The sequence below is a fragment of the Streptomyces zaomyceticus genome (assembly GCF_014656215.1).
GTDB classification, from domain to species: domain Bacteria; phylum Actinomycetota; class Actinomycetes; order Streptomycetales; family Streptomycetaceae; genus Streptomyces; species Streptomyces zaomyceticus.
Map to the genome: position 1 here is coordinate 130,481 of NZ_BNBZ01000015.1, position 20,656 is coordinate 151,136.

Consider the following 20,656-nt stretch of genomic DNA (forward strand, 5'->3'; position numbering starts at 1 on the left):
CATGACCGCACAGACAGCGGCCCACCCGCCGCTCGCCCGCAAGCCCCGCCACCCCTACCGGGCCGCCCTCGCCACCGTCCGCGGACGCACCGGTCTCACCCTCGTCGGCCTGGTCGTCCTCGCCGGACTCCTCGCTCCGCTCCTCGCCGGACACGGCCCCACCGACCAGAGCGGCCTCGCGCTCGCTCCGCCCGGTACCCCCGGGCACCCGCTCGGCACCGACGACCTCGGCCGTGACCTCCTCGCCCGGCTGCTCCACGGCATCCGGGCCGACCTCGGCATCATCGCCGTCGCCGTCCCCCTCGGCGCCGTCCTCGGCTGCCTGTTCGCCCTGGCCGCCGCCGCCCACCCGATCGCCGACACCGTCGTCCAGCGCACCTTCGACCTGATCCTCGCGTTCCCCGGGCTCATCCTCGCGCTGGCCGTCACCGCCGTCCTCGGTCCCGGCCGGCTCCCCGTGATCCTCGTCATCGCCCTCGCCGAGATCCCCGTCTTCGGACGGCTGCTGCGCACCGGAATCCTCGTCCAGAGCGGCCGGGAGTACGTGACGGCCGCGCGTGTCGGCGGCACCTCGGGCCGCCGGATCCTCACCCGGCACATCCTGCCCAACGCCGCCGACCCGCTCGTCGTCCAGATCGCCGTCTCCCTCACCGTCGCCGTCTTCATCGAAGGTGCGATGAGCTTCCTCGGCGTGGGGGTCCGCCCACCCGAGCCCACCCTCGGAGCCGTCCTCAGCCAGTCGATGCCCTACCTCGCCCAGGCCCCGCACTTCGCCGCCGGACCGCTCGTTACCGTGACCGCGCTCGTCCTCGGCCTCTCCCTGACCGCCGAGGCACTGAACCGGGAGATACGCCGATGACCACCCCGCCACTCCTCGAAGTCCAGGGCCTCGACGTCGAGTTCACCACTCCCGACGGCGGGGGACTGCACGCCGTCCGGGACGTGTCGTTCACGCTCCGCCGGGGCGAGACCCTCGCCGTCGTCGGCGAGTCGGGCTCCGGCAAGTCCACCACCGCCCTCGCCCTGCTCGGCATGCTGCCCGGCACCGGCCGGATCAGCGGCGGCTCCGTCCGACTCGACGGGGAGGACCTCGTCACCGCCGGGGAGGACCGGCTCAGGGCCGTACGGGGCGTCCGCATCGGCATGATCTTCCAGGACCCGATGACGGCCCTCAACCCCGTCCTCACCATCGGCCGCCACCTCGACGAGGTCCTCCGCGCCCACGCCGGACGCGACAGGGCCGCCGGACGCGACAAGGCGTCCAGAGGCGACAAGGCCACCGCAGGCGACAGCGCCGACCCCCGCACCGGAGGCGACAGCGCCGTCCCCCGATCCGGACGGGACAAGACCGCTCCCCGCACCGGACGGGACAGGGCCGCCCGGCGCGCCCGCGCCGTCGAGCTCCTCCACCTCGTCGGCATCCCCGAGCCCGAGCGCCGACTCGACGACCATCCGCACCAGTTCTCCGGCGGCCAGCGTCAGCGCATCCTCATCGCCATGGCCCTCGCCGGCGAACCCGACATCCTCCTCGCGGACGAACCCACCACCGCCCTCGACGCCACCGTCCAGGACCAGATCCTCACGCTTCTCGGCGAGCTCACCCGGACCACCGGCACGGCGGTCGTCCTCATCACCCACAACATGGGCGTCGTCGCCCGCGCCTGCGAGCGCGTCCTCGTGATGTACGGCGGCACGGTCGTCGAGGACGGGCCCACCGCCGAAGTCCTCACCCGCCCCCGACACCCCTACACCGCGGGCCTCCTTGCCGCCGTGCTCCGGCTCTCCGCCCCCTCCGGGACCCGTCTCGTAGGCATCCCCGGCACCCCGCCCGATCTGCGACTCCCCCTCGCCGGGTGCGCGTTCGCCGCCCGCTGCGCCCTGGCCGAGGACCGCTGCCACACCGCCCTACCCCCGCTCGTCGCCCTCACCGACACCGTGCGGGCCGCCTGCCTGCCGGCCGCCGAACGGGCCGAGCCGCTGCCGCCGCCCGTGCCGCCCACCCCGCTCGACCGGCCCGCGCCCGGGGCCGTCGTCCTCACCGCCGAGGGAATCCGCAAGACGTACAAGGGGCGCGGCCGGCGCTCCTTCACGGCGCTGGACGACGTCTCCCTCAGCCTCGCGGCGGGGGAGACCCTGGGCATCGTCGGCGAATCCGGATCCGGCAAGTCGACCCTCGCGCGGGTCCTCGCCCACGCCCACCCCGCCGACGCCGGCCGGATCCTCCTCGACGGCCGGGACGTCACCCGCCCCGGCCGCGCCGAGTTGCACTCCGTACGCCGCCGGGTGCAGATGGTCTTCCAGGACCCGTACGCCTCCCTCAACCCCCGGATGACCGTCGGCGAGATTGTCGCCGAACCCCTGCGGGCCTTCCGTGTCGGAGCCCCCGAGGAGCGGCCCGCCCGCGTCGCGGAACTCCTGCGCCTCGTGGGGCTCGACCCGGCCGCCGCCGACCGGCACCCCCGTTCGTTCTCCGGCGGCCAGCGCCAGCGCATCGGCATCGCCCGCGCCCTCGCCCCGGAACCGGCCGTCCTCATCTGCGACGAGCCCGTCTCGGCTCTCGACGTCTCCGTCCAGGCCCAGATCGTCGGCCTCCTCACCGACCTCCAGCGCGACCTGGGGCTCGCCCTCGTCTTCATCGCCCACGACCTGGCCGTCGTCCGCCAGGTCAGCCACCGCATCGCCGTCATGCACGGCGGCCGGATCGTGGAGACCGGCGGCGCCGACGAACTGTGCGAGCGCCCCCGCGACCCCTACACGCGCGCGCTGCTCGCCGCCGCGCCCGACCCCGTACCGGTCGCGGCCCGGCCGTCCGTAGCGCGCACGCCCGAGGCGGTGTCCGTATGAGCGCCTGCTGCACACCGGGCCGCGGCTGCACGGGGAACACCGGGCGTCCCGACGCCCTCACGCTCCTCCCGCCGCCCCGGGTACGGACCGCCCCGAGGCTCCACCCCATGGTGGAGCTGCCGGGCGGCACCTTCCGCATGGGCGACGCCTTCGACGAGGGCTACCCCGCCGACCGCGAGGGACCCGTGCGGGAGGTGACCGTCGCCCCCTTCGCGATCGACGCCACCGCCGTCACCAACGCCCGGTTCGCCGCGTTCGTCGAGGCCACCGGACACCGCACCGACGCCGAACGCTTCGGCTCCTCCTTCGTCTTCCACCTGCTGCTCCACCCCGTGGCCGAACGCCACGTCCTCGGCGCGGTCGCGGGGGCGCCCTGGTGGCTCGGCGTCGAAGGCGCCGCCTGGCACACCCCCGAGGGACCCGGCTCCGACCTCGCGGGCCGCGCCGACCATCCCGTCGTCCACATCAGTCACGACGACGCCCTCGCCTACTGCGCCTGGGCCGGTGTCCGGCTGCCCACCGAGGCCGAATGGGAGTACGCCGCCCGCGGTGGCCTGGACGGTGCCCGCTACCCCTGGGGCGACGACTTCACCCCCGACGGCCGGGAGCGGTGCAACACCTGGATCGGTACCTTCCCGCACCGGTCCGAGCGGCCCGGCGGACACATCGGCACCGTCCCGGTCACGTCGTACGACCCCAACGGATTCGGCCTGTACAACACCTCCGGCAACGTCTGGGAGTGGTGCGCGGACGCCTTCGGACCGGGGGAGCGCGTCATCCGCGGCGGCTCCTACCTCTGCCACACCTCCTACTGCAACCGCTACCGGGTCGCCGCCCGCTCCCACAACACCCCCGACTCCTCGACCGGCCACGGCGGATTCCGCGCCGCCCGCTCGCTGTCCCCGGAAGGATCCGCCCCCGCATGACCACCGGCACCCCGCGCGAAGCCACCACCGCCCACCGCCGCGACCCCTACGAGGGCTTCCCCGGCCGCGTCGGCCGCACCTTCGCCGAGTCCGAGCCCGCCTGGCCCACCCGTACGACCCCGCCCGCCAAGGCCCCCAACATCGTCGTCGTCCTCGTCGACGACATGGGCTTCAGCGACATCGGGCCCTTCGGGTCGGAGATCCCCACGCCGGTCCTCGACACCCTGGCCGACACGGGCGTCCGGCTCACCAACTACCACACCATGCCGCTCTGCTCACCGGCCCGCGCGGCCCTGCTCACCGGCCTCAACCCGCACCGCGTCGGCTACGCCATGGTCGCCAACTCCGACCCCGGATTCCCCGGCTACGGCATGGAGGTCGCCGGCGACATCCCCACCCTCGCCGAACTGCTGCACGACAGCGGCTACGCCACCTACGCCGTCGGCAAGTGGCACCTCGTCCGCGACTCCGCCTCCAACGCGGCGAACGACCGCGCCAACTGGCCCCTCCAGAAGGGCTTCGACCAGTACTACGGCGTGCTGGAGGGCCTGACCAGCCTCTTCCACCCGCACCAGCTCGTCCGGGACAACAGCCCCCTGGACATCGACGAGTTCCCCGACGACTACTACTACACCGACGACATCACCGACCAGGCGATCTCCATGGTGAAGTCGCTGCGCGCCCACGAGCCCGACAAGCCCTTCTTCCTCTACCTGGCGCACAACGCCGTCCACGGCCCCCTCCAGGCCAAGGCCGAGGACATCGCCCGCCACCGCGGCCGCTACGACGAGGGCTGGGACGTGCTGCGCGAGCGGCGCTTCGCCGCCCAGCTGGCCGCCGGCCTCTTCCCGCCCGGCACCGAACTCCCCGACCGCAACAGCGAGGCCGGACTCGACGTGCCCGCCTGGGACTCCCTGACCTTCGACCGGCAGCGCCTCTACGCGCGCTACATGGAGGTCTACGCGGCGCTCGTCGACAACATCGACCAGAACCTCGGCCGCCTCACCGACACCCTCGCCGCGCTCGGCGAACTCGACAACACCATCATCGTGTTCACCTCCGACAACGGAGGCACCGGCGAGGGCGGCGCCGAAGGCACCCGTTCCTACTTCAGCCGTTTCGTCCACCACCCCCGCCTCCCCGGCGACTGGAACCCCGACGTCGACCGCGATCCCGAACTCATCGGCGGCCCCCGCAGCCTGGTCCACTACCCCCGGGGCTGGGGCATGGCCTCCAACACCCCCTTCCGCCTCTACAAGGGCCACACCTACGCCGGCGGCGTGCGGGTGCCCTTCGTCCTCTCCTGGCCACAAGGCGCCGGTGACGGCCGGATCACGAGCGGACTGCGCCCCCAGTACCAGTACGTCACCGACATCGCCCCCACCCTGCTCGAACTGGCCGGTCTCGCCCGGCCCGAGAGCCGCCGGGGAGTCCCGCTCCAGGAACCCGACGGAACGAGCTTCACCCCCGTCCTCGCCGACCCCGCCCACGCCTCCACCCACCCCGAGCAGTACTGCGAGATGACCGGCAACCGCAGCCACTACCGCGACGGCCACAAACTCGTCACCCTCCACCGGCCCGGCGCCCCCTACGACGACTCAGAGTGGGCCCTGTACGACATCCGGACCGACCCCACCGAGATCCACGACCTCGCGGCCGGGCTCCCCGAGCTCGTCAAGGAGCTCTCCGCCGCCTGGGAGGAAGCCGCCTGGCGCAACGGCGTCTTCCCGCTGCCCGACCACAGCGGAGCACTCGCCCGCCGGAACCCCGCCGACGAGCGGCTCGCCCGCCCCGTCACGCTGCTGCCCGGCACGCCGGAGCTGGAGCGCTACCGCTCCTCGCGGCTCGTCTCCCTGCGCTCCTTCGAGATCGCCGTGGCCGTCGACGAGACGGGAGACGGCGTCCTGGTCTCCCACGGCGACCAGGGCGGCGGCTACAGCCTGTACGTCGAGAACGGTCGGCTGGTCCTCGCGTACAACGAGTACGGCACCCTCCACGAGACCGATGCCGGACCCCTCGGTCCCGGACCGCACGAGATCCTCCTCGCCGCCACGGCGGAGGAGGGGCTGCGCTGGCGGTTCACCCTCACCGTGGACGGCGCACACCGCGCCTCGCCCGACAGCGTGCACCAGCTGATCGGCATGGCCCCCTTCCAGGGCATCAGCGTCGGAGTCGACCGCAAGTCCCCCGTCTCCTGGCCCCTCTTCGAACGCCACCGCTCCTTCCGCTTCACCGGCCGTCTGCGCTCGGTGACCTACCGGCCCGGCGCCCCGGGCCCCGACGCGCCCGAGGTCGTCGCCGCCGCGCTCCAGGAGGCCGCCGCGGCCTTCGAGTAGCGCACTCGCCGGCCTGGCCGGACGGACGGGCGGCCCGGGGAAATCCACGGGCCGCCCGCCCGCTCGGACGGCACAATGCCCGTATGACGCTCCAAGATCACCGCACGTCCGTGCCGTACACCGGGGACGAACGCGCCACGCTCACGGCCATGCTCGACTTCCAGCGCGACACCCTCGCCCTGAAGTGCTCGGGACTCACCCCCGACCAGCTGAAGGAACGGGCGGTCACCCCCTCGGCGCTGTCCCTCCTCGGTCTCGTCCGCCATCTCGCCGAGGTCGAGCGCGGCTGGTTCCGCAACACCCTCAACGGCGAGCGGAGCCAGAGCCCCTGGACTCCGCCCGGCTCCACCGACTGGGCCGACTTCGACGTGGACGAGGCCGACGTGGACGAGGCCTTCGCCATCTGGCGCGAGGAGTGTGCGCGCTCCCGCGCGATCGTGGCCGCGGCCGGCTCCCTCGACGTCACCGGAACCCACGAGGGGGAGACGTACTCCGTGCGCTACGTCCTCGCCCACATGATCGAGGAGTACGCGCGGCACAACGGCCATGCCGACCTGCTGCGCGAACGCCTCGACGGCACGACGGGGGAGTGACCCGCGTGCCCGCGTCCGCCACTCCCGACGACCCCGATGCCCCCGGCGACCCCGACGTCGCCGAGGCCATCGCCGGCGAACTGGCCCTGATGGACCCGGCCGTACGCGTCTCCCGGACGCTCGCGGCAGAGCTGCTCGACCCGGAGTTCGTCGAGGTCGGTGCCTCCGGACGCCGCTGGACGTACGAGGAGATGCTCGCCGAGCTCCCGGAGATGGCCGGCAGCGACGAGGAGGGATCGCCGTACACGCCGACGGCCCTCGCCGGGACGCTCCTCGCACCCGGCCTCGTCCACCTCACCTACGAGACGCTCCACGACGGGCACCGGGCCCGGCGCAGCTCGCTCTGGCGCCGCGACCCCGCCGCGCCGGCCGGCGCGGGCCTGCGGTTGTACTACCACCAGGGAACGCCCGTCCCCGGGAGCGACGATCAGCCGTAGGCGTCCGTGACGCAGTCGACCGCGCAGCGCCCGTGCTCGTACCGACGGCGCAGCGCCGCCGCCGCGTGCCGCCGCTCCACCCCGGCGTACCCGTAGCGGTCCCGGGTCGCCCGGACCACCGCCTCGACGGTGACGATCGCCGGTTCGCCCTCGCCGGCGGACCGGCGAGCCGCCGCGATCACCTGGTCGGCGGCACGCTGGAGATCGCGGGCGTACTCCCGCTGCGCCACCGACCGCGCCCGCGAGGCCGCGAACGGCCGGACCGCCCGCCCCTTCCAGACCACACCGGCGGTCACGAGTCCCACGCCGAGCAGGACGACGAGCACCCCCACGACCGCATCGGGGCCCCACCTCATCACCGGCCGCCTTCCCCCTGGACCCGCCCGTCCGTACGTGCGCTCCGATTTTAGGGCCCGGGACGCGGCGCGCGGGGCCGCGTCCCGGGCGGGTGTCCGGATGTCGGCCTCCCGGTCGGCGGGCGCTCAGCCCGCACCGACCGGGCCGGGGTCCTGGTTCGTCCCCCGGTGAGGGGAGGCGAGGCGAGGAAGCCCGGCGAGGTGCGACCCGGCTCGGCGCGGCTCGCACGGCAGGGCCGGGCCCGGCTCGTTCGGCAGGGCTCGGCCCGGCTCGCTCGGCTCTGCCGGGCCCGGCTTGGTGTCGGTGGTCGGCGCGTGGTTGTGTGTCCGGTCGGCGAGAGGAGCGCGGGTATGGCGGGCGGGGTGTCCCTGGGACGGGACTTCGGACGGCTGTGGGCGGCCTACGCGGCGAGCACCCTGGGCACCTGGGTCGCCTTCAACGCCTTTCCGCTGCTCGCGATCACCGTGCTGCACAAGGGGACCGCCGAAGTGGCCGCGCTGGCCGCCGTCGGAGCCGCCGTGGGTGCGGCGGTCGCAGTGCCGCTCGGCCCCTGGGTCGAGTTCCGCCGCAAGCGGCCCGTGATGATCGCCATGGACCTCGTCCGGTGTGCGGCGCTGCTCAGCATCGCCTGCGCGTACGCGCTGGACCGGCTCTCCTTCGCCCAGCTCCTGCTCGTCTCCGTCGTCGTCGCCGCGTCGGACATCACCTTCGGCGCGGCTTCCGGCGCGTTCCTGAAGGCGCTCGTCCCGCCGGAGCACCGGGTCGTCGCGCAGGCCCGGTTCGAATCCACCACCTGGACCGCCACCGTGCTCGGACCGCCGCTCGGCGGCGGCCTCGTCGCGCTGTTCGGCCCGGTGGTGGTGGTCGTCGTCGACGCCCTGAGCTATGTCCTCTCGGCCGCGGGCATCCGCGCGATCAGGAAGCGCGAGTCCCCGCCGGTCCGCGCGCACGGGAGACGTCTGGGGGCCGGCGACCTCCTCGAAGGATGGCGGCACATCCTCGGCCACCCCGTGCTGCGCCCGTTGTTCTTCAACGTCGTGCTGGTCAACGGCCTGATCATGGCGACCGCTCCGCTCCTCGCCGTGCTCATGCTGGGTCCGCTCGGCTTCGCTCCCTGGCAGTACGGACTCGCCTTCGCCGTCCCGTGCGTCGGCGGGCTCGTCGGCTCCCGGCTCGCCCCACAGCTCGTCGCACGCTTCGGCCGGCACCGGGTCCTGCTGACCGCGGGCGTGCTGCGCGTGTGCTGGCCCGTCGGGCTGGCCTTCGTCCACCCCGGTGTGACGGGACTGCTGCTCGTGATGGGTGTCGAACTCGCGCTGATCACCTGCTCGGCCGTGTTCAACCCGGTGCTCGCCGCCCACCGCCTCGACCTGACGGCGACCGACCGGATCGCCCGTACCCTCGTCGCCTGGTCCGTCACCACGAAGGCGGGCATCGCGGGGCTGACCGCGCTCTGGGGACTGCTCGCCGTCGCCGTCGGGCCCCGGGCCGCGATCGCCCTGGCGGGCGTGCTGCTGCTGGCGACACCGCTGCTCCTTCCCCGGCGCGAGGTGAGCGCGGCGGTGCGCGACTGACGCGACCGACGTGGGATTGACACGTGTAAGTAGCCGGTGACAGGCTCCTTCCCCGGGCTCGTGTGCCCCGCGCGGAACCCGTGCGCCTCCGTGCCGAACCCGTGTGCCCCCGTGCAGAAGGAGCAGCACCCATGAGCACCACCGTCACCACCGCCCGCGGGCCCGTCCGCGGCGAGCGCCGCGCCGACGGCAGTCTCCGCTTCCTGGGCATCCCGTACGCGCGGCCTCCCGTCGGCGACCTTCGCTTCGCCGCGCCCGTACCGCCGGAGCCCTGGTCGGAGCCGCTGGACGCCACCGTCTACGGGCCGACGGCCCAGCGCCGCCCCTTCGCCGAGATCACCACCATCCCCGAGCCCTCCGTCCCCGGCGCCGCGGTCCTCAACCTCAACGTCTTCACCCCCGACACCGACCCCGCCGCCGCGCTGCCCGTCCTCGTCTGGATCCACGGCGGCGGTTACGTCGCGGGCTCGGCGGCCAGCCCCTGGTACGACGGGGCCGCCTTCAACCGGGACGGCGTAGTCCTCGTCTCGGTGGGCTACCGGCTCGGCATCGAGGGCTTCCTGCACCTGGAGGACGCCCCCGACAACCGGGGCGTACGAGACTGGATCGCCGCCCTGGAATGGGTCAGGGACAACATCGCCGCCTTCGGCGGCGACCCCGCCAAGGTCACCGTCGCCGGACAGTCGGCGGGCGGCGGCGCCGTCCAGACCCTCCTCGCCGTCCCCACCGCCCGTGGCCTGTTCCGAGGGGCCCTCTCGGTCTCGGGCGCGGTCCCGCGGCCCGACGGCCCCGAGACCGCCCGTGCCGCCTCCCGCCTCCTGACCTCCCGCACCGGCCTGCCGGCCACCGCCGCCGCCCTCCGCGACCTCGGCGACGACGAGATCCTCGCCCTCCAGGACCGGCTGGCCGAGCCGGGGCCCGACCGCGAGGGCCTGCCGCCCATGCTGGTCCTCGCGCCCTTCGCCGACGGCGAGCTGATCCCCCTCCCCACCCTCGACGCCCTCACGACGGGCGAGGCGGGCGCGGACGTGCCGCTGATGCTCGGCTTCACCGAGCACGAGTTCACGATGTTTCCCGCACCGGGACCCGAGGCACCGCCCCTGCCCGTGCTGCTCGGCGGCCTCGGCCTCGACCCCGTGCGGGCCGAGGCCCTCATCGAGGCGTACGGGGAGGACGGCCCGGAGCGGATCTTCGGCCAGGCGCTGACCGACGCGACCTTCCGCGCCCCGAACCTCGCCGTCGCCGACGCCCGCGCCGCGCGGGAACGGCCCACCTGGCTCTACGAGTTCACCTGGCGCTCACCGCTCTCGGGGCTCGCCCTCCACTGCCTGGACCTGCCGTTCGCCTTCGATCTCCTCGACGCCGAGGGTGTCACGGCCGTCGCGGGCGACGCGCCGCCACGCGAGCTCGCCGACGCCCTGCACCAGGCCTGGGTCGCCTTCGTGACCGACCAGGACCCGGGTCCTGGCTGGCCCCGCTACACGGCCGGGAAGCGCGCCACGATGATCTGGGACGCGGAGCCCCGGATCGCGTCGGACCCGGTGGGGCGGGTCCGCGCCCTCTGGCTCGACTGAGGGGGAGGCAGCGGCGCCGGGCACCGCGTCACACGTTCTTCATGCGCCGTGCATGGTCCGCGGGGACGGGTGAGCCGATGATCGACTGCGTGCCGGGGGCGCGACGACAGGCCCTCGTCCGCCCCCGGCACGCCGTCCGCCGAGCCGCCACCGGGCCGCCCTCGGCCGTCCGTGCGGGCCGGTGGAGTCCGCCGCGACCGCCGTCCTGCCCAAGGAGCCTCCGATGTCCAGCCGCCGCCGCTTCCTCGCCGGGTCCGCAGCCACCCTCGGCCTCGGTGCCCTGCCCGTGTCCGGCGCCGGCGGAGCGCCCACGGCCTCCGCCGCCGCGGCGCGGACACCGGAGGACACGACCCGCCCGCCGAATCTCGTCGTCGTGCTCGCCGACGACCTCGGGTGGGGCGAACTCGGCGCGTACGGTCAGAAGCTCATCACCACCCCCCGCGTCGACGGGCTCGCCGCCGAAGGGCTGCGGTTCACGGACGCGTACTCGACGGCGGCCGTCTGCGCCCCCTCCCGCTGCTCGCTCCTCACCGGTCTGCACACCGGGCACGCGACCGTGCGCGCCAACCCGTCCGGGGCACAGGGCTCCCTCACCGCCACCGACACCACCTTCGCCCAGGTGCTCGGGGCCCGCGGATACCGCACCGGTGTGATCGGCAAGTGGGGCTTCGGGCCGGAGAGCGCCGACCAGGAGAGCCACCCCAACGCCCGCGGGTTCGAGGAGTTCTTCGGCTACATCGACCACGGCCACGCCCACCAGTACTACCCCGCGTACCTCTGGCACAACGGCGTCAAGGAGCCGATCGCAGCCAACGCGGGCGGCGCCAAGGGCGCCTACGCACCGGACCTGCTGAGGCAGCGGGCGCTCGACTTCCTCGACCGCCACGCGGCCGAACCGTTCCTCCTGCTGCTGACCCCCACCGTCCCCCACGCCCCCAGCGACATCCCCGACACCGGCGCGTACGCCTCCAGGAGCTGGAGCGCCGCCAACAAGGGGCACGCGGCGCAGGTGAGCCTCCTCGACGCCCTCGTCGGCGACATCGTCGACCGGCTGCGCGCCCTCGGCCTGGAGGACGACACGATCCTGCTCGTCACCAGCGACAACGGCCCTCACGAGGAGGGCGGCGTCAATCCCGACCTGTTCGACGCCAACGGTCCGCTGCGGGGCTACAAGCGCAACCTGTACGAGGGCGGCGTCCGCGTCCCCCTCATCGCCTGGGGCCCCGGCCGGGTCCGGCCCGGCACGAGCGACCGCCCGACCCCGCTCACCGACCTCCTCCCCACCCTCGCCGACCTCGGCGGCGCCCCCGCGCCCTCCGACGTGGACGGGCTGTCGGTCGCGCCCCTGCTCACCGGAGGCGCGCCCGCCGCCCGCCACGACCACCTCTACTGGTTCCGCGACGAGCGGGGCGTCACCGCCCGCGCCGACGCCCAGGACCGGCAGCGGGCCACCTGGCTCGCGGAGGCGCTCCGCAGGGACCGCTGGAAGGCGGTCCGGTTCGCCCCCGTTCGCGACCGCACGCTGCCCGACGACCAGTGGCAGGTCGAGCTGTACGACCTGGCCACCGACCCCGGCGAGAGCTCCGACCTCGCCTCCCGGCACCCCGCACGGGTCGCCGAACTGGTCGCGCTCATGCGGTCCTCCTGGCAGGAGCAGTACCCGCGCGGCGCCTTCGGGACGTCCCTGACGGCGCCCCGGCTCGCCGTACCCGGACAGCCCCTCACGGTCACCGCCACGCTCGCCAACGGCTCCGCGCGGGCGTGGAGTTCCTCCGCCGTCACCCTGCGCGCACCGGCCGGCTGGACCGTGCGGGCCACCACGGCGACCACCGCGGGGCAGCTCGCCCCCGGTGCGGCGCTCACCGCCGGCTGGCAGGTCACCCCGCCCGTCGGAGCCCCCGCGGCGACGCCGTGGACACTCACCGCCGAGGGCACCGCCCTCGCCCCCGGCGGCCCGGTGCGGTACCCGGCCACGGGTGTTGTCACCACCCCGCCCCCGGCCCCGACCCGCGACAGCTATCTCTCCGACCTTCCCTGGATCCACGCCGTCAACGGCTGGGGCCCTGTCGAACGCGACAGCTCCAACGGCAAGAACGCCGCCGGGGACGGCACCCCGATCGCCTTCCGAGGCACCACCTACGCCAAGGGGCTCGGCGTCCACGCCCCCAGCGATGTCGCCTTCCATCTGGGCGGCGCCGGGGACCGTTTCACCGCGCTGGTCGGCATCGACGACTTCTCGGCCCGCCAGAGCTCCGTCGGTGCCACCCGCGCCACCGTGTACGGCGACGACCGTGCCCTCCTCACCACCCCCGTCCTGACCGCCGCGGGCGGTCCCGTGCCGGTGGACGTGGACGTCCGGGGCGTCCGGGTCCTGCGGCTCGAGGTGACGGACGCCAACGCCAGGACGTCCTTCGACCACACGTCCTGGGCCCTGGCCCGGGTCACGGTCGTCCAGGGGATGTGACGCGACCCGGATGCCCCGGCCGCCTTCACGACCCCGATCGGTCCCGGCCGGTCACAGCTCCGGCGGGACGCAGAGCACCGGCACGGTCGACATGTGCAGGAGTTTGTGGGGCGTGGAGCCGAGGAGCGCGCCGCGCATCGGGCTCTCGCCCCAGCTGCCCACCACGATGACGCGGGCCGAGTGGCGGGTCGCCGCGTCGATCAGGGCCTGGGCCGGCTTGTCGTCGAGCACCTCGACGACGGTCGGCACACCCGCCCGGTCGGCCTCCGTGACCGCGTGTTCGAGGCCGGACCGGCCGATCTGACGGATGGCCTCGTAGTGGGAGCGGTACTCCTCGCCCAGGGGGCCGGGGGCGGCCGCCCCGTAGACGAGCACCAGCTGTTCGTCGAACGCGGCGGCCACCTCGACCGCGATGCGCAGCGCGCGGGCGGCGCCGGGGGACTCGTCGTAACCGAGGACGACCGACATCTCAGTGCTCCTTGCCGTGCACCAGATCGGGATCGACCACGCTCGGCCGCTCCTCCCAGAAGGCGGGCGCCCGCAGCCGCCACACGATCATCACGACCACCCCGGTGAGGGCGATGCCGATACCGATGACGAGCGGCGGTCCCAGGCCGAACCAGGAGGTGCCGCTGTACGAGTTCGCGGGATCGGACATGTCGGAGACCGACCTCACCAGGAGCCAGGTCAGCAGACCGGCTCCGACCAGCGGGCCGAGGCCGATCAGCAGGAAGTTGTGGACGCTCTCGAAGAGATGGCGCCGGTAGTAGACCGCGCAGGCGATCCCCGTGAGCGCGTAGTAGAAGGCGATGAGCAGCGAGAGCGCCGTCAGCGAGTCGAAGAGGGCGTTGGCGCTGATCTGGTTCACCACGAGATACCAGCCGATGGCGATGCCGGCGACCCACCAGGTGCTCACGTCGGGGGTCCGGAAGCGCGGACTGATGTGCCCGTAGTGCGTGGGCAGCGCACGGCGGCGGGCCATGGACAGGGCGGTCCGCGACGCCGGGATGATCGTCGTCTGGGTGGAGGCGATGGCGGAGGTGGAGACCGCCAGGAGCAGGACCCAGTCCCAGCCGCCGAGGACGTCGGTGGCGAGCTGGGCGAAGATGAACTCCTCCTCGCCCGCGTTCTCCGCCAGGAACGCCGGTCCGGCGTACGCGACGACCGCGAACCCCACCGACACGTAGGTGATCAGCAGGATGACCGTCGACCAGATGCCCGCCTTGCCGGGCGCCGTCGCGGAGTCCTGGACCTCCTCGGTGAGATTGACCGCCGACTCCCAGCCCCAGTAGATGAAGACGCCGAGCAGCAGCCCGCCCGTGAGCGCCGCGCCACCTGCGCCGAAGGGGTTCAGCCAGCTCAGGGAGGGTTCGACCGAGTCGTACGCGCTCGTTCCCGCGTACACCTTGTACAGCGCCACACCCACGAAGATCAGCAGGAACGCGACCTGCGCGAGGATGAGGACGTTCTGCACCTTGGCCGAGAGCTCGGTGCCGATGACGCAGACGGCCGTCATCACCAGGATCAGCAGCACGGTGAGCGACTGGCGTACGAAGGCGTTGTCCACCCAGCTGTCGAGGCCGAAGGAGAGGAGCGCGAAGCTCACGGCCACATCGGCGAGCGAGCCGACGACCAGGACACCGGTCATCGCGATGGCCCAGCCGCCCAGCCAGCCGGCCCAGGGGCCCATGGCGCGGGTGACCCAGGAGAAGGTCGTGCCGCAGTCCTGGTCGACCTTGTTCAGGTAGTAGAACGCCGACGCGATGAGCAGCATCGGGATGAAGGACGCGAACATCACGCCGGGCGCGTAGATCCCGGCGAGAGCGACGATGGGGCCGATGACGGCCGCGAGGGAGTACGCCGGGGAGGTCGAATTGAGCCCGATGACGAGGGCGTCGACAAAACCGATCGCGTTCGCCTTCAGGCCCGGGGGCCTGCCTTCGGGTGCGGCATCCTCTGCGGCCATGTTCCCTCGCTCCGGTTCCGCCTGGTCAGCGCCCTGAACGGGCACCCCGTACGCAACAGAGAGGCGTATTTCCTTCATGGTAGGGAGACCGGGCGCCGGTCGCACGCCAGGAGACGGCCGACCGGGCGGCCTCCCGGCGAGGCCGGGACGTACGTACGCCGGGCGCCCGATAGCATCGCGCGGCCGCCGTACCGTACCCGCCGAAGAACGGAACGCCCGATGCAGAAGGACTTCGCCGACCCCGCGGTCTCCGGCCGCCCCGGAGACTCCACCCGTTCAGGAGACTCGGTCCGTTCCGGAGACTCCACCCCTTCCGGAGTCTCGGTCGACGCCGGGGACTCCATCCGCCCCGGAGACTCCGTCGACCCCTCGGACTTCGCCGGTCTCTCCACGCCGCTCGTCGCCGACGCGTGTGTGCGCCTCGGTGAACCGCTGCGCGCCGCGCCCGCGGGAATCCTGCCCGTCGTCGACGGGCAGCGCGTCGCGGGCCGGGCCCTGCCCGTCCGGCACTACGGCAGCGTCGACGTCTTCCTGGAGGCGTTCACCCGTGCCCGGCCCGGTGACGTCCTCGTCATCGACAACGCGGGCCGTCGCGACGAGGCCTGCATCGGCGACCTCGCCGTCCTGGAGGCGGAAGCGGCCGGAGTCGCCGGGGTCGTCGTCTGGGGCCTGCACCGCGACACCCCCGACCTCGTCGAGATCGGGCTCCCCGTCTTCTCGTACGGACGGCACGCGCCCGGACCGGTACGCCTCGACCCCCGTGACCCGGACGCGCTGACCACGGCCCGGTTCGGCCAACACCGGGTCACCGCGGCCGACATCGTCCTCGGGGACGACGACGGGGTGCTCTTCGTGACGGCCGACCGCGCGGCGGCCGTCCTGGAGACGGCCCGGGACCTCTTCCGCACGGAGCGCGAACAGGCCCGCCGTATCAGGGCGGGGGAGACGCTCCGGGCCCAGACCCGGTTCGACGCCTATCTGGCGGGCCGGGCCGAAGACCCCTCGTACACCTTCCGGCAGCACCTGCGCCGGACCGGCGGCGCGATCGAGGAGTGAGCCCGCCGGTCCGGTGACCGGCGGGCGATCCGGCCCGGGAGGCGTCAGCCCTCGAACCCGACGGTGCCGTCCGGCAGGATCGCCTCCACGCGCGCGCCGTGCTCCACGGTCCGGCTCACCGTGCAGAACTTCTCGTGGGTCAGCCGCACCCCGCGGGCGAACACCTCGGCCGCCCGCGGGTTGTTGTCCGGCAGCTCGAACTCGTAGCTCACCCGGATGCGCCCCACCCGCCCGTCGTCCTCCGGACCGGAGACCGACTCGACCACGATCTTCAGGTCGTCGTGGTCCACGGCCCGCGCGGTCCGGTCCACGACGAGTCCGCCGCAGCCGCCCATCGCCGCGAGCAGCAACTCGACCGGTGTGAAAGAGGGCTGGGCGTCGGCGTCGTCCGCGGCGGCCATCCGGACCTCCGCGCCCCGGTCGTTACGGGCGGTCCAGTTCCGGTACCCGGTGCGGACGGTCTCGATCCGGTAGTCGGCCATGACGGCGATCTCCTCAACGCTGGTGCTGGTGCTCGTGTGCTCCCCCGTACGGTACGGTCGCCCGCCCGGGCAACCCCACTACCCCCTCCCGGCCACGTCGACGCGCCGGGATGCCGGGGCGAGCGCACGGGCCCGCACCACCGCCCCCCACGCCTCCGACACGGCGCCCCAGACCGAGCGGAGTTCGGGTTCCGCCTCGCGCACCGAGGAGACCGCGGCGCCCGGGTCGCCGCCGGCCTCGCGTACGAGCTCCGCGTCGGCGAGCGCCCACTCCGCGACCGCGTCCCCGTCCACCTCCGGGTGGAACTGCACCGCCCACGCCGTCCGCCCGACCCGGAAGGCCTGGTGCGGGCAGTCGTCGCCGGTCAGCAGGGGCACCGCCCCGGACGGCAGCCGGTCCACCTCGTCCCAGTGCCACTGGGCCGCCACGGCCCCGTCCGGCACCTCGCCGAACACCGGGTCGTCCGACACGGCCGGCAGCCTCCGCAGCGGCACCGCGCCCACCTCCGGGCCCTGGGGCCGTACGGCGACCGAACCGCCCAGCGCGTGGGCGACGATCTGGCCGCCCAGGCATATCCCCAGCAGCGGTGTCTCCCCGGCCACGGCCTCGCGTACGAGCGCCCGGACCCCGGGCAGCCACGGAGCGGCCTCGTCGGCCTCGCAGTTCACGGATCCGCCGAGGACCAGCAGTCCGGCGTGACCGCGCAGGTCGGCCGGGAGGGGCTCGCCCTCCCAGGCGCGCACCAGGTCGAGGCGGAGGCCGGTGCGCACCAGGTGGCTGCCGACGAGTCCGGGGCCCGCGTCCTCCTCGTGCTGCACCACCAGCACGGCCGGAGCGGGCGCGGATCCTTCCGCCGCCCGCATCCGGCGGGCTTCGGCCACCTCGATCGTCCCTGCCTTCTCCACCTTCTCCGCCGTCTCCGCCGTCTCCGCCGTCTCCACAGTCACGGTTGTCCCGCCTCCACGTTCTGCCCCCCCCGGGTGCGCCCGGTCGCGTTCCCAGAGGATCGCCGAATCAGGGCCCGTACGGCACCCCTCGGGGCCTCCGCGCGAGCGCGACTGAGTACCCCCGTGCGCACGCCTGAGTACCTCGGCCGATACGGCGGGCTCCCGTCGGCTGCTGAACTGTCACCATGACCTCCGACGCCCGGCGCGCCCGCCCTCTCCAGCACGTGACCGCCACCGGCACGGCCCTCGCCGTCGCCCTGGCCCCGGTGGTGCTCGGGGCCCTGATCGCCCGGTCGGTGGGTGGCGACCCGATGGCCTCCGTCAACGCCCTGATCGCGGGCGGCGGCCAGCGCGCCCGGATCTCACCCGCCCAGCTCCGTACGGGCGCGCTGCGTCGCCCCGGCTCGGTCGCGCGGCTCGCGCGCCGGGAGGAAGGCCTGCGGCGTCCTCTCCTGGGCGTGCGGTTCCCGCTCCACGCGCGCCGACTCGACGGGCCCGGCGGCCGGCGGCCCCTCCGCGACGCGGTCCGGTGACCGGCCGTACCGGCACCTGGTGGCGGGGCGAGGTCGATCCTTGACGGCAACCTGACAACCGCCCGGACGAACGGCCTCCGAAGGCCGCCCACATGAGCGATGATCAACGCATCCGAGGAGGCTGAGGCCGGCGCGCGGCGCCGGGCCATGACGAAGGGCACACCGAATGGCGAGGCGGCACCCCGTGCGGGACGACCACCCCAAGAGCGGCACCGGGGACGGGACCGCCCGGCCCGGGAGCACGGACGGCGGCGACGCGCCCGGCATCGGCCGCCGACGATTCCTCGGGTACGTCCTCGCCGCTCCCACCCTCACCGTCGCCGCCCGGCTCGGCGTCGAGGCCCTCGCGCCGGCGGAGGCCGCCGCGGCGGCCCCCGCGCTCGTCCCGTCCCTGCCGGGACCCGCCGAACTCCTCGATCTGAACGAGCTCCTCACCCTCGCGGCCCTGCCCACCAGCCACCTCATCACCATCCGCCTCGACGCCGACGGGACGGCCCACTTCGCCCTTCCGCGCGCCGAGGTCGGCCAGGGCGTCACCACCTCCAGCGCCATGATCGTCGCCGAGGAACTCGACCTGCCCCTCGACAAGGTGAAGGTGACGCTCGCCGACGCCCGGCCCGAGCTGCTCTTCAACCAGCTGACCGGCGGCTCCAACACGACCTACTCCACCTACACCCCCCTCCGCGTCGCCGCCGCCGTCGCCCGCGGCCGGCTGCTGCAGGCCGCCTCCCTCGTCCTCGGTGAGGCCGTCTCCACCCTCACCACCAAGGCCGGTGCCGTCCTCTCCCCGGCCGGGGCGCTGCTCGGCTACGGCGAACTCGCCGCGAAGGCCGCCGCGCTGTCCGACACCGCCGTGGCGGTCACCCTCAAGGACCGCGCCCGATTCCGCGTCATCGGCACCGGGCAGCGCCGCGTCGACGCCCTCGACGCGGTCACCGGCCGCAAGAAGTTCGCGATGGACCTCCAGGTCCCGGACGCCCTGCCCACCATGGTCTGCCGCCCGCCGACCATCAACGGCACGGTCCGCTCGGTCGCCAATCTCGCCGAGGTCCGGGCCATGCCCGGCGTCACCGACGTCGTCACCGTCTCCACCGGCGTCGCCGTCCGCGGCCGCACCTTCGGCCAGTGCATCGACGCGGTGCGCGCCCTCCGGGTCGACTGGGGGCCCGGCACCGCCGAAGGCGCCTCCGACGCCACCGTCCTTGCGAAGCTCCGCAAGGCCGAACTCCCCCTGGTGGTGCCGCCGCTGCCGCTGCTCACCAAAGCGGTCGACGCACGGTTCACCTTCCACTTCGCCAGCAACGCGGCCCTGGAGACCAACTGCGCGATCGCCGACGTGCGGGAGGACTCGGCGGAGATCTGGGCCTCGCTCAAGGCCCCGATCGTCGCCCAGGAGAAGATCGCGCTCGAGCTGGGACTGCCGGTCTCCGCCGTCCGCGTCCATGTCACCGAAGGCGGCGGCTCCTTCGGCCGCAAGCTCTTCCACGACGCGGCCCACGAGGCCGCCGAGATCTCCCGGGCCATGGGCAGGCCCGTGAAGCTGATGTGGCACCGCACCGACGACTTCCGCCAGGGCCGTACGCACCCGATGTCCACCTCCCGGGTCCGCGCCACGTACACCCTCGGTGAGGTCCTCACGTACGAGCAGCGCCACACCTCCGTCGCCACCGACTTCGGGCACGGCATCGGCGAGGTCCTCACGGCGGAGGCGGCTCGGCTGCCCGTCGCCGATCTCGCCTTCTCCGAGACGATGTTCCAGCTCACCCAGATCAGCCCCTACCACCTCGGCGTCACCACCCAGCTGCTGTCCGAGACCGACAAGGGCTTCAACACCGGTTCCATGCGGAACATCTACTCGCCCAACGTGCGCTGCGCGCAGGAGCTCGTCATGGACGAACTGGCGAAGCGCATGGGCCAGGACGGGTACGCGTTCCGCCGCCGGCTCATGAAGGACCCGCGGGCCCGCGCCGTCCTCGACAAGGTCGCCGAGGTGGGGGACTGGGGCAGGAGCATGCCCGCCGGCACCGCCCAGGGCATCGCCGTCCACACCGAGTACCACTCCGCCGTCGCGATGCTCGCCGAGATCGACTGCCGCCCCGGGACCACCGGCCGGAAGATCCCCGGCGCGGTCACCGGACCACGGGTGACCAAGGTGGTCTGCGCCGTGGACGTCGGCCTCGCCGTCAACCCGCGCGGCCTGGAGGCCCAGATGATGGGCGGCATCTCCGACGCCATCGCCGTCACCCTCACCTCCGGCCTCCATCTGCGCGACGGGCACTTCCTCGAAGGCAGCTGGGACCAGTACTTCTACACCCGGCAGTGGAACACCCCGCCCGAGCTGGAGATCATCGTGATGCCCCCGACCGGCGACAAGCCCGGCGGCGCGGGCGAGCTGGCCGTGGCCGGCGCCATGGCGGCCGTCGCCTGCGCCTACGGCCGGGCCACCGGCACGATGCCGACGGTCTTCCCCGTCAACCACGCCGATCCGCTCGCCTTCACCCCCCTGCCGACCGTCCCGCCCGTCCCCGCCTCGCCGACCGACGGCCGCGACCGCGCACTCTGAGAC

General features: G+C 73.9%; 17 protein-coding genes. 12 read left to right on the forward strand and 5 right to left on the reverse strand.

Annotated elements, in window-relative coordinates:
- Position 1: 1 nt before the first annotated feature.
- The 6 genes from IE311_RS20665 (at position 2) to IE311_RS20690 (ending at position 7,136) form a co-directional block, all read left to right on the forward strand.
- The gene (locus IE311_RS20665; protein ID WP_189833225.1) at positions 2-859 is read left to right on the forward strand and encodes an ABC transporter permease; all 858 of its coding nucleotides are present in this window, start codon (positions 2-4) and stop codon (positions 857-859) included.
- Positions 856-2,844 (forward strand): dipeptide ABC transporter ATP-binding protein, encoded by a 1,989-nt coding sequence (locus IE311_RS20670; protein ID WP_189833226.1) that lies wholly within the window; start codon positions 856-858, stop codon positions 2,842-2,844. Before IE311_RS20665 ends, IE311_RS20670 begins: the two co-directional genes overlap by 4 nt.
- On the forward strand, positions 2,841-3,770 hold the full coding sequence (locus IE311_RS20675; RefSeq protein ID WP_457853427.1) for a formylglycine-generating enzyme family protein: 930 nt from the start codon (positions 2,841-2,843) through the stop codon (positions 3,768-3,770). The genes IE311_RS20670 and IE311_RS20675 overlap by 4 nt, the downstream gene beginning before the upstream one ends.
- On the forward strand, positions 3,767-6,106 hold the full coding sequence (locus IE311_RS20680; RefSeq protein ID WP_189833228.1) for an arylsulfatase: 2,340 nt from the start codon (positions 3,767-3,769) through the stop codon (positions 6,104-6,106). Before IE311_RS20675 ends, IE311_RS20680 begins: the two co-directional genes overlap by 4 nt.
- Before the next feature lie 83 nt (positions 6,107-6,189).
- Positions 6,190-6,699 carry a DinB family protein gene (locus tag IE311_RS20685; RefSeq protein ID WP_189833229.1) on the forward strand — a complete coding sequence of 170 codons (510 nt, stop codon included), beginning with the start codon at positions 6,190-6,192 and terminating at the stop codon, positions 6,697-6,699.
- A gap of 89 nt (positions 6,700-6,788) precedes the next feature.
- On the forward strand, positions 6,789-7,136 hold the full coding sequence (locus tag IE311_RS20690; protein ID WP_189833283.1) for a nuclear transport factor 2 family protein: 348 nt from the start codon (positions 6,789-6,791) through the stop codon (positions 7,134-7,136).
- On the opposite strand, the gene IE311_RS20695 is transcribed toward IE311_RS20690, so the two are convergent.
- Entirely contained in the window at positions 7,127-7,492 is a 366-nt protein-coding gene (locus tag IE311_RS20695; RefSeq protein WP_229902048.1) for a hypothetical protein, read from the reverse strand. The two genes, IE311_RS20690 and IE311_RS20695, sit on opposite strands and share 10 nt — an antisense overlap.
- Positions 7,493-7,843: 351 nt before the next feature.
- Between IE311_RS20695 and IE311_RS20700 the strand changes: the two genes are divergently transcribed.
- The 3 genes from IE311_RS20700 (at position 7,844) to IE311_RS20710 (ending at position 13,105) form a co-directional block, all read left to right on the forward strand.
- A complete protein-coding gene (locus IE311_RS20700) occupies positions 7,844-9,067 on the forward strand; it encodes an MFS transporter (protein ID WP_189833231.1) in 1,224 nt (407 codons plus the stop codon).
- Positions 9,068-9,198: 131 nt separating this feature from the next.
- Positions 9,199-10,641, forward strand: coding sequence for a carboxylesterase/lipase family protein (locus IE311_RS20705; protein WP_189833232.1), 1,443 nt, complete (start codon positions 9,199-9,201; stop codon positions 10,639-10,641).
- Positions 10,642-10,864: 223 nt separating this feature from the next.
- The gene (locus IE311_RS20710) at positions 10,865-13,105 is read left to right on the forward strand and encodes a sulfatase-like hydrolase/transferase (RefSeq protein ID WP_189833233.1); all 2,241 of its coding nucleotides are present in this window, start codon (positions 10,865-10,867) and stop codon (positions 13,103-13,105) included.
- Between the two features lie 51 nt (positions 13,106-13,156).
- Here the strand turns inward: IE311_RS20710 and IE311_RS20715 are convergent, their stop codons facing one another.
- Both IE311_RS20715 and IE311_RS20720 read right to left on the reverse strand, forming a co-directional pair.
- Positions 13,157-13,573 (reverse strand): universal stress protein, encoded by a 417-nt coding sequence (locus tag IE311_RS20715; protein WP_189833234.1) that lies wholly within the window; start codon positions 13,571-13,573, stop codon positions 13,157-13,159.
- Position 13,574: 1 nt separating this feature from the next.
- A complete protein-coding gene (locus IE311_RS20720) occupies positions 13,575-15,071 on the reverse strand; it encodes an APC family permease (protein ID WP_189833235.1) in 1,497 nt (498 codons plus the stop codon).
- 219 nt (positions 15,072-15,290) lie between these two features.
- On the opposite strand from IE311_RS20720, the gene IE311_RS20725 reads away from it, so the two are divergent.
- Positions 15,291-16,127, forward strand: a complete 837-nt coding sequence (locus IE311_RS20725) for an RraA family protein (protein WP_189833236.1) — start codon at positions 15,291-15,293, stop codon at positions 16,125-16,127.
- 44 nt (positions 16,128-16,171) lie between these two features.
- Here the strand turns inward: IE311_RS20725 and IE311_RS20730 are convergent, their stop codons facing one another.
- Positions 16,172-16,609: an OsmC family protein gene (locus tag IE311_RS20730; protein ID WP_189833237.1), complete on the reverse strand. Its 438-nt coding sequence runs from the start codon at positions 16,607-16,609 to the stop codon at positions 16,172-16,174.
- Between the two features lie 78 nt (positions 16,610-16,687).
- On the reverse strand, positions 16,688-17,557 hold the full coding sequence (locus IE311_RS20735; protein ID WP_229902049.1) for a type 1 glutamine amidotransferase: 870 nt from the start codon (positions 17,555-17,557) through the stop codon (positions 16,688-16,690).
- A gap of 185 nt (positions 17,558-17,742) precedes the next feature.
- Here IE311_RS20735 and IE311_RS36785 point away from each other — a divergent pair, with 185 nt between their 5' ends.
- Both IE311_RS36785 and IE311_RS20745 read left to right on the forward strand, forming a co-directional pair.
- The gene (locus tag IE311_RS36785; protein WP_229902050.1) at positions 17,743-18,090 is read left to right on the forward strand and encodes a hypothetical protein; all 348 of its coding nucleotides are present in this window, start codon (positions 17,743-17,745) and stop codon (positions 18,088-18,090) included.
- Between the two features lie 166 nt (positions 18,091-18,256).
- On the forward strand, positions 18,257-20,653 hold the full coding sequence (locus IE311_RS20745) for a molybdopterin cofactor-binding domain-containing protein (RefSeq protein WP_229902051.1): 2,397 nt from the start codon (positions 18,257-18,259) through the stop codon (positions 20,651-20,653).
- The last annotated feature ends 3 nt before the right edge of the window (positions 20,654-20,656 follow it).

Bases quoted from the DNA above. Each gene is read 5' to 3' on its own strand.
- IE311_RS20665 (WP_189833225.1), top strand. From the start codon at position 2: ATGACCGCACAGACAGCGGCCCACCCGCCGCTCGCCCGCAAGCCCCGC.
- IE311_RS20670 (WP_189833226.1), top strand. From the start codon at position 856: ATGACCACCCCGCCACTCCTCGAAGTCCAGGGCCTCGACGTCGAGTTC.
- IE311_RS20675 (WP_457853427.1), top strand. From the start codon at position 2,841: ATGAGCGCCTGCTGCACACCGGGCCGCGGCTGCACGGGGAACACCGGG.
- IE311_RS20680 (WP_189833228.1), top strand. From the start codon at position 3,767: ATGACCACCGGCACCCCGCGCGAAGCCACCACCGCCCACCGCCGCGAC.
- IE311_RS20685 (WP_189833229.1), top strand. From the start codon at position 6,190: ATGACGCTCCAAGATCACCGCACGTCCGTGCCGTACACCGGGGACGAA.
- IE311_RS20690 (WP_189833283.1), top strand. From the start codon at position 6,789: ATGGACCCGGCCGTACGCGTCTCCCGGACGCTCGCGGCAGAGCTGCTC.
- IE311_RS20695 (WP_229902048.1), bottom strand. From the start codon at position 7,492: ATGAGGTGGGGCCCCGATGCGGTCGTGGGGGTGCTCGTCGTCCTGCTC.
- IE311_RS20700 (WP_189833231.1), top strand. From the start codon at position 7,844: ATGGCGGGCGGGGTGTCCCTGGGACGGGACTTCGGACGGCTGTGGGCG.
- IE311_RS20705 (WP_189833232.1), top strand. From the start codon at position 9,199: ATGAGCACCACCGTCACCACCGCCCGCGGGCCCGTCCGCGGCGAGCGC.
- IE311_RS20710 (WP_189833233.1), top strand. From the start codon at position 10,865: ATGTCCAGCCGCCGCCGCTTCCTCGCCGGGTCCGCAGCCACCCTCGGC.
- IE311_RS20715 (WP_189833234.1), bottom strand. From the start codon at position 13,573: ATGTCGGTCGTCCTCGGTTACGACGAGTCCCCCGGCGCCGCCCGCGCG.
- IE311_RS20720 (WP_189833235.1), bottom strand. From the start codon at position 15,071: ATGGCCGCAGAGGATGCCGCACCCGAAGGCAGGCCCCCGGGCCTGAAG.
- IE311_RS20725 (WP_189833236.1), top strand. From the start codon at position 15,291: ATGCAGAAGGACTTCGCCGACCCCGCGGTCTCCGGCCGCCCCGGAGAC.
- IE311_RS20730 (WP_189833237.1), bottom strand. From the start codon at position 16,609: ATGGCCGACTACCGGATCGAGACCGTCCGCACCGGGTACCGGAACTGG.
- IE311_RS36785 (WP_229902050.1), top strand. From the start codon at position 17,743: ATGACCTCCGACGCCCGGCGCGCCCGCCCTCTCCAGCACGTGACCGCC.
- IE311_RS20745 (WP_229902051.1), top strand. From the start codon at position 18,257: ATGGCGAGGCGGCACCCCGTGCGGGACGACCACCCCAAGAGCGGCACC.